Genomic DNA, 12,110 nt, shown 5'->3' on the forward strand with positions numbered 1-12,110 from the left:
GCCCCTCTCAGACCACGGCCGTCATGCCGCCGTCGACGTAGATCGTCTGGCCGTGCACGAAGGCGCTCGCGTCGCTCGAGAGGAACACGAGCGCGCCGACGAGGTCGCGCACGTCGCCCCAGCGGCCGGCCGGCGTGCGCTGGGCGACCCAGGCCGAGAACTCGGCGTCGTCGACGAGCGGCTGCGTGAGCTCGGTGGCGAAGTAGCCGGGCGCCAGCGCGTTGACGCTGATGCCGTGCGGCGCGAGGTCGGCGCAGAGCCCCTTCGTGAGCATCACGATGGCGCCCTTCGTGGCGCTGTAGGGCGCGATCGACGGCCGCGCGAGCTGCGACTGCACCGAGCCGATCGAGACGATCCGGCCGGAGCCGCGCTCGATCATGCCCTTCGCGACGCGACGCGAGAGCAGGAAGGCGCTCGTCAGGTTGGTGGCGACGAGGTCGTGCCAGTCCGCGTCCGTGAACTCCGCGATGGGGTTGCGGCGCTGGATGCCGGCGTTGTTGACGAGGATGTCGGGCGTGCCGAGCCGCTCCTCGACGTCGCCGACGCCTGCGTCGACCGCCGACGCATCCGTCACGTCGAAGGTCGCGACGTGGGCCTCGCGGCCGGTGGCGGCGGCGATCTCACCGGCCGCTCGCTCGGCCTTCGCGCGATCGCGGCCGTGCACGATGACGCTGGCGCCGGCCTCGGCGAGGCCCTGCGCGAGCGCGCGGCCGATGCCCTGGCTGGAGCCGGTGATGAGGGCGGTGCGGCCCGAGAGGTCGAACAGTGCCGCGCCGGTGCCCGCGGTGCCGGCAGCCATCAGTAGAACTCCTTGGTGCTCATCACGTTCTGCAGCGGCTGGCCGTCGAGCATCCGGGTGGCGTTCGCAGCGAACAGCTCGGTGATGCGGCGCGGCTCCTGCACCGACAGCGCCGCGGTGTGCGGGCTCAGCAGCACGCTCGGGTGCTCCCAGAGGCGGCTGTCGGTCGGCAGCGGCTCGACCGCGGTGACGTCGAGCGCCGCGAAGCCGATGCGGCCGGCGTCGAGCGCGTCGAGGAGGGCCGGCTCGTCGACGACCGTGCCGCGGCCGACGTTCACGAGGATGGTGTCGGGCCGCGCGCCGCCCAGCACCTCGGCACCGATCAGGCCGACGGTGTGCTCGGTGCCGGGCAGGGTGTTGATGATCGCGTCGACCTGGGTCGCGGCGTCGGCGAGCTCGTCGATCGGCACGAGGCGGTCGACGTGGTCGACGGGCTGGCCAGAGCGCGTCGTGCCCCAGACGGTCGCGCCGAGACCGGCGAACCGCTCGGCGACGACCGTGCCGATGCCACCGAGGCCGACGACCAGCACCGTCATCTCGCTCACGTGCCGCATGATGCGGCGGCCGTCGCCCCAGGTGCGTGCGGCCTGGTCGGCCTCGAGGCGCCGCAGGCCCTTCGCGCCGGCGAGCACGCCGAAGACTGCCCACTCGGTGAGGGTCGACGCATGCATGCCGGCGCTCGTCGTGACGACGACGCGCTCGAGCTCGTCGGCGGTGAGCTGCGCGGCCTTCACCTGGCCGCCGCCTCCCGCGGCCGTCGTGTGCAGCCAACGCAGGCGCGGATTGGCGCGCACGGTGCGCGCGAGCGCGGGCGGCGAGACGTCGGGCAGCCCGAAGAGGGCGTCGGCATCGTCGAGCATCGCCTCGAAGGCGGCCTGCTGCTCGGGGGTGCGCTCCCACGAGGGGTCGCCCTCCCAGTCGCCGTGCCAGCGCCAGGGGCGCGTCAGCGCGGGATCGCGCAGCAGCTCGATGCGCGGCTCGAGCGCGATGAGCTGCGCGGCGGATGCGTCGTCGAGGCTGACCGCGACGGCGACCTTCAGGGTGGGCTCAGACATGGAGTCTCCTTCCAGGACAGGCTAGCGAGCGGTGCGCGGCCGCTGGGGCATCGATGCGCGTGGCGCCGGGCGCTCAGCGCAGCGGCGTCTCGAGGCGGATGTCGCCGACGACGATGGCGGCCGTCTGCCCGGGCCGCGCCTCGTGGTTCGAGTGCGGGGCGCCGGCCATGACGACGTCGCCCGGTCCGAGCCGCACCCAGCGGGCGACGTAGGCGAGTGACTCCCGCACGGGCACGGGCATCGCGCGGGCGCTCGTGTCGCAGACCCGCTCGCCGTCGAGCTCGAGCGCGAGCGCGAGGTCGTCGATGGATGCGTCGGTGTCGATCCAGGGACCGAGGGGCGTCGACCCCTCCCCGCCCTTCGACTCGAAGTTGCGCGGATCGAGCACGGCGCGGTCGGGGTAGGAGATGTCGTCGACCGCCGTGACCCCGAGCACGAACTCGTGCGCGTTCGCCTCCGTGAGGCTCGGCGCCGTCGGATCGCCCGTGTCGCGCCCGATCACGATGGCGATCTCGGCCTCGACGACGAGCCTCCCGGCGTCGCGCCGCACGTGCACGGGCTGTCCGTGCGCGACGACGGTGCGCGGGCTCTTCAGCCAGGCCTGCACGGGCGGCAGGTGCTCGGCCGCGCCGCGGTTCTGCGCGATGCCGACGACCACCCGCGGTTCGGCGGGCGGGAGCAGCGGATGCGCCGCCGCGGCGAAGGGTGCGTTCGAGACGTCGTGCGGCAGGCGGCCATCGGCGAGCGACCGGTACGGGTCGTCGATCGGCATCCATGCCGCTGGCATCCCGTCGGCTCCGAGATCGCCCACGGGGCGCACGTGCAGCGCCTGTCCGCCCGCGTCGATGCGCGCGATGCGCATCAGCGACCCCCGCCGACGACCTCGTGCGCCGCGGTGCGCTCATCCGAGCCCTCGCCGCCCGACACGTTCACCGCATCCTCGAGCCGCAGCAGGTCGCGACCCTGCGTCTCCGGGACGAGGAACGTGGACGCGGTGGTGATGAGCGCGAGCGTGCCCATGTAGATGGCGGGCAGCAGCCAGTCGCCGTCGGAGACCGCGAGCAGGTAGGCGCCCAGGACTCCGGCGAGGCCGCCGGCGAGCACGGCCGAGATCTCGCGGGCCATCGCGACGCCGAGGTAGCGGTGGCGGTTGCCGAAGAGCTCCGGCAGCATCGCGCACTGCGGCCCGAGCATGGTGTTGACCGCGACGCCGATGCCGATCGCGATGACCGCGACGACGATCGCCGGGTTGCCGAGCGACAGCAGCCACCAGGCAGGGAAGGCGTAGAGCAGCATGAACACCGCGCCGAAGCGATAGACCGCGCGGCGTCCGAAGCGGTCGGAGAGGTGGCCGGTGAGCGGGATCGTCGCCATGCCGATGAGCGAGCCGATGGTGACGCCCCAGGTCGCGATGCCGCGGTCGACCGGGTTGGCCAGGAAGTTGCCGGCGACGAACGCGAGGGCGAGCGTCTGGAACATGTAGGAGCCGCCGTTCTCGGCCATCCGCAGGCCCACGCCGACCGTGACGCCCGGCAGGCCCTTCGTGAAGATCTCGCGGATCGGCCGCGAAGCGACCTGGTCGTGCTTCTCCAGCTCGACGAACGTCGGGGTCTCCCGCAGCCGCAGCCGGATGAACAGGGCGACGAGGATCAGCAGGAACGAGGCGAGGAACGGCACGCGCCACGCCCAGCCGAAGAAGACCTCGTCCGGCAGCAGGGCCATGAGCGAGAACACGACCGCTGCGAGCAGCGTGCCCAGCTGGATGCCGATGAACGGCAGGGAGGAGAAGAACCCGCGGCGCTTCACGGGGGCGTACTCGGCCATCAGCACCGTCGCGCCGGCCTGCTCGGCGCCCGCGCCGAAGCCCTGGAGCAGGCGCAGGACGGTCAGCAGGACGGGGGCCCAGACGCCGATCTGGTCGAAGGTGGGCAGCACCCCGATGAGGGTGGTCGCGCCGCCCATGAGCAGGATCGTGACGACCAGGACCCACTTGCGGCCGAGCTTGTCGCCGAGCGTGCCGAAGAAGAGGCCGCCGAGGGGCCGAGCGATGAAGCCGACGCCGAACGAGGCGAGCGAGGCGACGATCTGGAACTCGGCAGGCAGGTTCGAGAAGAACAGCTGCCCGAAGATCAGTGCGGAGAAGAGCCCGTAGAGGGCGAAGTCGAAGTACTCGAGGGCACTGCCGACGCTCGACGCGAGCGTCGCGCGTCGCAGGTTCGCGGCGTACTCCGGGTCGTCGGTGTGCGCTCGTGCGCCCTCGGGGCCCTGCGGGGTGGTCGTGCTCACGGTCCATCTCCTTCGACAGTCGTGCTGGCTTCGTTGCTGGAGCCGACGGTAGCAGCGGAATGTACGGCGTACAACCTGCTGAACGGAAGTCGGCCGGCGCGGCTCAGCCCGCGCCGCCGCCCAAGGGGTTGGTGAGCGCAGCGGCGATCTCCAGGAGCGCCGACCCGACCTCCGCGATGCGCTCCTCGTCGACGTGCTCGGCCGGCAGCGCCGCACCGATGGCCAGCGGCGGATCGGCAGGCGCCCATGGCTCGAGCGCGACCGCGACCCCGACGATCCCCCCGAAGGAGCCGCCGTGATCGATCGCGAAGCCGCGCTCCCGCACGGCCGCGAGCTGCGGCAGCAGCTCGGCGATCGTCGTGGTGCTCTCCGGCGTGAGCTGCGGGAACGGCTCGGCCTCGTGCAGCAGCGATCGCACCTCGGCGTCGCCGAGCCGCGAGAGCAGCACGAGGCCCGTCGCGCTCAGCGGCGCCGGCAGCCGCGAGCCGAGCGGCGTGCCGAGCCGGTAGGGCGAGCGGCCCTCGTGCCGCGCGAGGTAGAGCGCATCGCTGCCGTCCAGCATCGCGATCTGCACGACCTCGCGGTGCAGGACGGGTGAGGCGGCCACGAGGCCGTAGAACTCGCGCACCTGGTTGAACTGCTGCGCGTAGGCGCCGCCGAGCTCTGCCGTGCGACGGCCGAGCCGGTAGCCGCCCGAGTCCCGCTCGATCATCGCGCCCTCCTCGAGCACCGCGCACAGGTTGGCGGTCGACGACTTCGCGATGCCGAGCGCCCTCGCGATCTCGCTCAGCGTCGTGGGCACGCCCTCTGCTTCGGCGAGCAGCGTGAGGATGCGCAGCGAGCGCGAGACGGCGGGCGCCGGATCGCGGTCGCCCTTCGCGCTCTGGGTCATGTCGGTCATGGCCGCTCCTTCGCGGTCGAGGACGATGCCGCAACAGCCTACGACCCATCCACTGACCTGAACACTGTTCGGCGGACTGGCCCTGCGCTAGCCTGCGGCCATGAGCGCAGACGCCCAGCAGGCCGCATCCTCGACCACTCCCACCGACCGAGCGCAGACGATCGGCGTCATCGGTCTCGGCGCGATGGGCGAGCCCATGGTGCGCCGCCTGCTGGAGGCGCGCGGCACCGCGATCACGGGCCGATCGGCGAGACCCGCGCTGGTCGAGGCCGGCGCCGAATGGGCGCAGACGCCGCGGGAGCTCGCGGCGCGCGCGGGCGTCGTGCTGTCGATGCTGCCCGACCTGCCAGAGCTCGAGGCAGCGCTCGACGGCCCCGATGGGCTGCTCGCCGGGCTCGGTGAGGCCGAGGAGCTGCTGCTGCTCATCGGCTCGACCTCCTCGGCCCCCGGCGTGCGAGCGCTCGCCGAGCGCCTCGCCGTGCAGTCCGGCGGGCGCGTGCGCGTGGTGGACTGCCCGGTCTCCGGAGGCGTCGACGGCGCGACCGCGGGCACGCTCTCGATCATGCTGGGCGGCGCGCAGGCGGATGCCGATCGCGCCGCCGCGATGCTCGCACCGTGCGGCACCCCCGTGCACCTCGGCCCGCTCGGCGCCGGCGAGGTCGCGAAGGCCTGCAACCAGCTGGTCGTCGCCGCGACGATCACCGCGCTCGGCGAGGCGACCGTGCTCGCAGACCGCTCAGGGCTCGACCTCGACGCGCTCTGGACGCTGCTGGGCGGCGGCTACGCAGGCTCCAACCTGCTGGCGAGCCGCAAGGAGAAGCTCGTCGCAGGCGACGACTCCCCCTCCGGCATCGCCCGCTACATGATCAAGGACCTGTCCTTCGCGGCGGACATCGCCGAGGCGACCGAGACGAGCCCCGCGCTCATCCCGACGCTCCGCGCGTTCTTCGACGAGATCGTCGAGCGGGGCTACGGCGAGCGCGACATCACGGTCTCGCGACGCGTGATCGCCGAGCGCTAGGCCGATTCGCGCAGCCGCGGGCCGAGCTCGTCCTGGAAGAAGCCCATGAAGGCGTCGGGGTCGGTGCTGGCGTCCATGAGCACGAGGTGGTCGAAGCCCGCCTCGCGGAACTCGGAGAACACCTCGACGTGCCGCTCGACGTCGGGGCCGCAGGCGAACGCCTCCTCCATGTCCTCGACGCGGATCGACTGCGTCGCCTGGTCGAACGCCGTGGGGTCGGGCAGCTCGGCGAGCACCTTCCAGCCGAGCGGACCGAAGCGGAACCGCTCGTGCGCAGCCTCCGCGCCGGCGCGCGCGTCGGGCGCGTACGCCGTCGGCACCTCGCAGTAGCGCGGCCCGTCGCCGCCCGCCGCGGTCCACGCCTCGATGAGCGATGCATCGGGGTCGGTCGAGAAGAGGCCGTCGCCGAGCTCGGCGGCGAGCGCGGCCGCCTGCGGGCCACCCGCCGCGACGACGATCTCCGGGAGCGTCTCCGGCAGGTCGAACACGCGCGCGTCCTGCAGCGTCAGGAAGTCACCGCGGTAGGAGTGCGTGCCGCCCGACCACAGCAGCCGGATGATCTCGAGCGCCTCGCGGAACCGCTGGTGGCGGTCGCCGATCTCAGGCCACCCCTGGCCGACGATGCGCTCACTGAGCCGCTCCCCCGCGCCGACGCCGAGCGTGAAGCGGCCGTCGGAGATGATCTGCAGGGTCGCAGCCGCCTGGGCGATGATCGCCGGGTGGTAGCGGATCGACGGGCACGTGACGCCGGTCGCGAGCCGCAGCGTCTCGGTCTTCGCCGCGATCGCCGACAGGATCGCCCACGCGAACGGCGAGTGCTGGTGCTCGGGCAACCACGGGTGGAAGTGATCGCTGATCTCGACGAAGTCGAAGCCGGCGCGCTCGGCCTCGACCGCTCGCCGGATCAGCTCCTTGGGTGCGACGTCCTCGGCGAAGAGCTTGTATCCGATCTGCATGCACCGACGGTAGGAGGCCCACCTGGACGCCTGGTGGGGGACGGATGCGCGCGTAGCTCGCGGCACCTCGGCCGTGCCGACGCATCCGCTGCTGGATAGCCTTGCCTCAGACCCCCGAGCCGTCCAGGAGGACCTCTGTGACCACCGCAAACATCGCCGTCGTCGGCCTCGCCGTGATGGGTTCGAACCTCGCCCGCAACCTCGCCAGCCGCGAGGGCAACACCGTCGCCGTCTACAACCGCACGACCTCGAAGACCGACGACCTGATCGCGGCGCACCCCGAGGCCGGCTTCGTGAAGGCCGCGACGATGCAGGAGCTCGCTGCCAGCCTGCAGACCCCTCGCACCGCGATCATCATGGTCAAGGCTGGCTGGGCCACCGACGCCGTCATCGACGAGCTCGTGTCGGTGTTCGAGCCGGGCGACATCATCGTCGATGGCGGCAACGCGCTCTTCACCGACACGATCCGCCGCGAGGCGGCGGTGCGGGAGACGGGCATCCACTTCGTCGGCTGCGGCATCTCGGGCGGCGAGGAGGGTGCGCTCAACGGCCCCTCGCTCATGCCGGGTGGCACCGCGGAGTCCTACGAGACGCTCGGCCCGATCCTGCGCTCCATCGCCGCGGTCGCCGAGGGCGAGCCCTGCGTGACCCACATCGGCAGCGACGGCGCCGGCCACTTCGTGAAGATGGTGCACAACGGCATCGAGTACGCCGACATGCAGCTGATCGCCGAGGCCTACGACCTGATCCGCCGCGGCACCGGCAAGTCGCCGGCCGAGATCGCCGATGTCTTCGACGAGTGGAACCGGGGAGAGCTCGAGTCCTACCTGATCGAGATCACCGCGGAGGTGCTGCGCCAGGTCGACGCCGAGACGGGCCAGCCCCTCGTCGACGTCATCCTCGACGCCGCCGGCGCCAAGGGCACGGGCGCCTGGACGGTGCAGACGGCGCTCGACCTGGGCGTGCCGGTCTCCGGCATCGCCGAGGCGGTCTTCGCCCGCTCGCTCTCCTCGAAGCTCGACCAGCGGGCCGCGGCGACCGACCTCCCCGGTCCGGCCCTCGCGTGGCAGGTCGACGACGCGGATGCGTTCATCGAGGACGTGCGGCAGGCGCTGTTCGCATCCAAGGTCGTCGCGTACTCGCAGGGCTTCGACGAGATCGTCGCCGCCGCCATCGAGCACGGCTGGGACATCCAGAAGGGCGAGGTCGCGCGCATCTGGCGCGCTGGCTGCATCATCCGCGCCCGCTTCCTCAACGACATCACCGAGGCCTACGCGACGAGCCCGGAGCTCCCCGCACTCGTGCTCGCCCCCTACTTCCGCGAGGTCATGGGGCGCACGCAAGAGGCATGGCGCCGCGTCGTCGTCGCGGCAGCGCAGGCGGGCATCCCCTCGCCCGCCTTCTCGTCGTCGCTCGCGTACTACGACGGGCTGCGCGCCGACCGGCTCCCGGCTGCGCTCGTGCAGGGCCAGCGCGACTTCTTCGGCGCCCACACCTACCGTCGCGTGGACCGCGACGGCACGTTCCACACGCAGTGGTCGGGCGACCGCACCGAGATCGAGGCCGTCGACACCCACTGACGACGACGGGTCACTCCGACCGCACCGCGAGGCGGCTCGTGGGCAGGGCACCCTCGTGGTGCTCGCGCAGCCAGGTCACGAGCCCCTCGCGCACGGCGTGCTGCAGGGTGGCGAGCGAGCCGCCGTCCGCAGCGGTGATGAGCGCGCGCATCCGCACCTGTCCGCCCGTCGCGTCGTAGACCTGCAGCAGCTGCGCCCGCCCATCCCACAGCTCGTGCGCCTCGACGATGCGCGTGAGCTCCTCGCGCATCGCCTCGACGGGCACGCGCCAGTCGACGTCGATCTGCACCGACCCCCACACCTCGGTGGAGGTGCGCGACCAGTTCTCGAACGGCGTGGTGGTGAAGTAGGTGGAGGGGAGCACGAGGCGGCGCTCGTCCCAGATGCGGACGACGACGTAGGTGAGCGTGATCTCCTCGATCTCGCCCCACTCTCCCTCCACCACGACCACGTCGTCGACGCGGATGGCGTCGGACGCCACGAGCTGGATGCCGGCGAAGACGTTGCCGAGCACCGACTGCGCCGCGAGACCGGCGACGAGCGATGCGACGCCGGCGGAGGCGAGGAGGCTCGTGCCGACGACGCGCGCCGCCTCGAAGGTGAACAGCGCCACCCCGAGCGCGATCACGACGACGATCGCCCCGACCACGCGGCGCAGGATGAGCACCTGCGTCTGCACCTTGCGCGCGCGCCGGGCATCGCGCGCGGCTGCGACGCGAGCGAGCGTCGCGTCTGCCCCGACGCCGATCAGCCGCACGAGCAGCCAGGCGCTGGCCATGATGGCGGCGATGCGCATCCCATGCTCGAGCACCGCGCCCCACCGCTCGCCGATCGCCGTCTGGAGACCGGTCGCCGCTGCCGCGATCGCCAGCGCAGCACTCAGGACGAGCGCGGCGATCGGCGCCCGCAGGCGCCTGCGCACGACGGCCCTGCGCTCCCGGTGCCGCACGGCAGCGGTGGTGGCCACGAGCAGCGCGACGTGCGCGGCGACGGCTGCCGAGGCAGCGATGGCGATGGTGAGCCCCAGCGGGAGCAGGGTGTCGACGACGGGCAAGCGGGCCTCCTCAGGATGCGAAGCCGGCCACGGTACGCCATCGACGTGTGCAGGGACTCAGCGCGGCCGGGAGTACTCGAGCTCCGGCCGCCCGCGCGAGCCGTACCTCGGTTGCCGCTCGACGTCGCCGCTCGCCGCGAGGTGCTCGAGGTAGCGGCGCGCGGTGACTCTCGAGAGGCCGAGCGCGGCAGCGACCTCGGCAGCGGAGCGGGCGGTGCCGTCAGCGAGCAGCGCGGCGACAGCGTCGAGCGTCTCGGCCGAGAGGCCCTTCGCGAGGCCCGGGGCGTTCGTCGTGCGCAGGGCCGCGATGGCGCGATCGACCTCCTGCTGCGTGATGCGGCCGCTGCCGTCGACCTGCTCGCGGTACGCGCGGTAGCGCTCCAGCCGCTCAGCGAGTGCCTGGAAGGCGAAGGGCTTGAGCAGGTACTGCACGACGCCGACCGCGATCGCGTCGCGCACCGTCTCGAGCCCGCGCTCGGCCGTCACGGCGATCACGTCGACGAGGTGGCCCTCCGCGCGCATCCGCCGGCACACGTCGAGCCCGTGGCCGTCCGGCAGCTGCATGTCGAGCAGCACCAGGTCCATGGGCGCGCCGGCCGCCGCTGCAGCCCGCATCGCGGCGAGCGCGGCTGCTGCCGAGTGCGCGACGCCCGCGACCTCGAAGCCCTCGCAGCGCTCGACGTAGGCGACGTGCGCGGCCGCGGTGCCGCGCTCATCCTCGACGATCAGCACCCTCGTCACGGGGCATCGTCCGGCCGCGGCAGCAGCACGGTCACGGCCGCGCCGGCGCCTGCCTCGCGCGGACCCAGCTCGATCGAGCCGCCGAGCCGCTCGACCGTCGCTCGCACGATCCCGAGGCCGTAGCCGCGGCCGTGCGGCCCGGCCGGCTTCGTCGACCAGCCCGCCTCGAACGCGCGCTCCCGCGCCGCCTCGTCGATGCCGGCCCCGGTGTCGCTCACCTGCAGCACGATCGAGCCTTCGTCCTCGTCGAGGTACACCTCCACCCAGGCCGGCTCGGACCCGGACGGCCGCCGCGCCGCATCCTCCGCCGCCGCGTCGATCGCGTTGTCGACCAGGTTGCCGAGCACCGTGACGAAGTCGACCGGGTCGATGCCGTGCGTGCCCGGCGCCAGGTGCGTCTCGACGTGCAGCTGCACTCCCCGCTCGTGCGCCTGCGCCGACTTGCCGAGCAGCAGCGCCGCGATCACGGGCTCCTCGTCGTCGCCGACCACCCGGTCCGTGAGCCGCTGGCCCAGGTCGCGACCGGCAGTGGCGACCTCGAGCGCCTTGCGCGGCTCATCCAGCTCGATGAGCGTCGCCACCGTGTGCATCCGGTTGCCGAACTCGTGCGTCTGCGCCCGCAGCGCGCTCGCGAGGGTGTTGACCGCGTCGAGCTCGCCCGTCATGCGCCGCACCTCGGTGCGATCCCGGATCGTGAGCGTCGCCGAGCCGAGCCGCGCCGCCGGACGGCGCTCGACCACGAGCCAGCGGTCGCCGACGCGCAGCTGCCCGCCATCGCCGTCGAGCAGGGCGCGCACATCGGCAGTGAGCGACGCCGCGGCCGGGAGCGGCGTCGCGGCGTCGCCGAGGCCGAGGAGCGCGCGAGCGCGGTCGTTGGCCAGCACGACCGCGCCCTCCTCGACGAGCACCAGGCCATCCTCGACGGAGTGGAGCGCGGCCTCGTGCGCGGCGAAGAGGCGAGCGAGCTCCTCCGGCCCGTGGCCGCCGGTCACGCGATCGAGCCTGCGCGCCAGCAGCCATGCGCCGATACCCGCGACCGCGAGCGCGGCAGCGACCACGCCGCTCACGGCGAGCAGCCGACCCGTCACGAGGGAGCCCACGCGCTCGACCGTCACGCCCGCTGCGACGAGCGCCACGACCTCGCCGCCCTCGGTCACCGGCGTGACCGCGCGCACCGAGGTGCCGAGCGTGCCCTCGAAGACCTCGGTGAAGGTCTCGCCCGCGAGCGCCGGGGCCGTCGTGCCGAGGAACTCCCGACCGATCTCGGCGAGATCCGGATGCGTGTAGCGCGTGCCGTCGGGATGCATGACCGTGACGAAGTCGAGTCGAGTCGCCAGCCGGACCTCCTCGACGTAGGGCTGCAGCGCATCCGTCGCCGTCGCGATGGCGCCCTCCCTGTCGGAGCCGTAGCGCTCGAACGCCTGGGCCGCCGAGGCGCGCACGGTCGGGGTCGCAGCCATCGCGAGGGCGAGCTCCTCGCTCGCGATGCCGGCCTCCCGCTGGCGCTCCTGCCCAGCGTCGAGCGCCAGCAGCGCGAACGCGGTGAGCCCGGCGAGCACGAGGAGCCCTGCGGTCTGCACGAACACGCGCGTCGCGATGCTCGCAGATCGCCACCACCCTCGCATCGCCCCGCCCTCCGCTCGCGCTGTGAACACTATGCACGAAACGCGGCCTCCCGCAGCGGCCGGCCACAGGATGACTGCTCAGGAGCGCCGCG

The 12,110-nt window shown here is 73.0% G+C and carries 11 protein-coding genes; 2 read left to right on the forward strand and 9 right to left on the reverse strand.

Going from position 1 to position 12,110, the window contains the following annotated elements; all coding sequences use genetic code 11:
• Nucleotides 1-7 precede the first annotated feature (7 nt).
• From BQ6202_RS09140 to BQ6202_RS09160, 5 genes are all read right to left on the reverse strand, one after another.
• On the reverse strand, nucleotides 8-799 hold the full coding sequence (locus BQ6202_RS09140; RefSeq protein ID WP_072314176.1) for a glucose 1-dehydrogenase: 792 nt from the start codon (nucleotides 797-799) through the stop codon (nucleotides 8-10).
• A complete protein-coding gene (locus tag BQ6202_RS09145) occupies nucleotides 799-1,854 on the reverse strand; it encodes a D-2-hydroxyacid dehydrogenase (RefSeq protein WP_072314177.1) in 1,056 nt (351 codons plus the stop codon). The genes BQ6202_RS09140 and BQ6202_RS09145 overlap by 1 nt, the downstream gene beginning before the upstream one ends.
• Before the next feature lie 73 nt (nucleotides 1,855-1,927).
• The gene (locus BQ6202_RS09150) at nucleotides 1,928-2,716 is read right to left on the reverse strand and encodes a fumarylacetoacetate hydrolase family protein (RefSeq protein WP_072314178.1); all 789 of its coding nucleotides are present in this window, start codon (nucleotides 2,714-2,716) and stop codon (nucleotides 1,928-1,930) included.
• Nucleotides 2,716-4,140, reverse strand: a complete 1,425-nt coding sequence (locus BQ6202_RS09155) for an MFS transporter (RefSeq protein WP_072314179.1) — start codon at nucleotides 4,138-4,140, stop codon at nucleotides 2,716-2,718. The genes BQ6202_RS09150 and BQ6202_RS09155 overlap by 1 nt, the downstream gene beginning before the upstream one ends.
• Before the next feature lie 103 nt (nucleotides 4,141-4,243).
• Complete coding sequence (locus tag BQ6202_RS09160; RefSeq protein WP_072314180.1) at nucleotides 4,244-5,041, reverse strand: IclR family transcriptional regulator; 798 nt, start codon at nucleotides 5,039-5,041, stop codon at nucleotides 4,244-4,246.
• A gap of 100 nt (nucleotides 5,042-5,141) precedes the next feature.
• Between BQ6202_RS09160 and BQ6202_RS09165 the strand changes: the two genes are divergently transcribed.
• The gene (locus tag BQ6202_RS09165; protein ID WP_072314181.1) at nucleotides 5,142-6,062 is read left to right on the forward strand and encodes an NAD(P)-dependent oxidoreductase; all 921 of its coding nucleotides are present in this window, start codon (nucleotides 5,142-5,144) and stop codon (nucleotides 6,060-6,062) included.
• Here the strand turns inward: BQ6202_RS09165 and BQ6202_RS09170 are convergent.
• A complete protein-coding gene (locus BQ6202_RS09170; protein WP_072314182.1) occupies nucleotides 6,059-7,018 on the reverse strand; it encodes a TIGR03557 family F420-dependent LLM class oxidoreductase in 960 nt (319 codons plus the stop codon). The two genes, BQ6202_RS09165 and BQ6202_RS09170, sit on opposite strands and share 4 nt — an antisense overlap.
• Nucleotides 7,019-7,119: 101 nt before the next feature.
• Here BQ6202_RS09170 and gndA point away from each other — a divergent pair, with 101 nt between their 5' ends.
• The gene (gndA, locus tag BQ6202_RS09175; protein ID WP_072314183.1) at nucleotides 7,120-8,598 is read left to right on the forward strand and encodes an NADP-dependent phosphogluconate dehydrogenase; all 1,479 of its coding nucleotides are present in this window, start codon (nucleotides 7,120-7,122) and stop codon (nucleotides 8,596-8,598) included.
• A 10-nt stretch (nucleotides 8,599-8,608) separates the two neighbouring features.
• On the opposite strand, the gene BQ6202_RS09180 is transcribed toward gndA, so the two are convergent.
• The 3 genes from BQ6202_RS09180 to BQ6202_RS09190 are packed head-to-tail and all read right to left on the reverse strand — an operon-like array spanning nucleotide 8,609 to nucleotide 11,979.
• Nucleotides 8,609-9,652, reverse strand: a complete 1,044-nt coding sequence (locus tag BQ6202_RS09180) for a mechanosensitive ion channel family protein (protein ID WP_072314184.1) — start codon at nucleotides 9,650-9,652, stop codon at nucleotides 8,609-8,611.
• Nucleotides 9,653-9,709: 57 nt separating this feature from the next.
• On the reverse strand, nucleotides 9,710-10,393 hold the full coding sequence (locus BQ6202_RS09185; protein WP_072314185.1) for a response regulator: 684 nt from the start codon (nucleotides 10,391-10,393) through the stop codon (nucleotides 9,710-9,712).
• A complete protein-coding gene (locus tag BQ6202_RS09190) occupies nucleotides 10,390-11,979 on the reverse strand; it encodes a sensor histidine kinase (protein ID WP_159433634.1) in 1,590 nt (529 codons plus the stop codon). The genes BQ6202_RS09185 and BQ6202_RS09190 overlap by 4 nt, the downstream gene beginning before the upstream one ends.
• Nucleotides 11,980-12,110: the final 131 nt, after the last annotated feature.

The sequence above is a fragment of the Agrococcus sp. Marseille-P2731 genome (assembly GCF_900117395.1).
Lineage (GTDB): Bacteria > Actinomycetota > Actinomycetes > Actinomycetales > Microbacteriaceae > Agrococcus.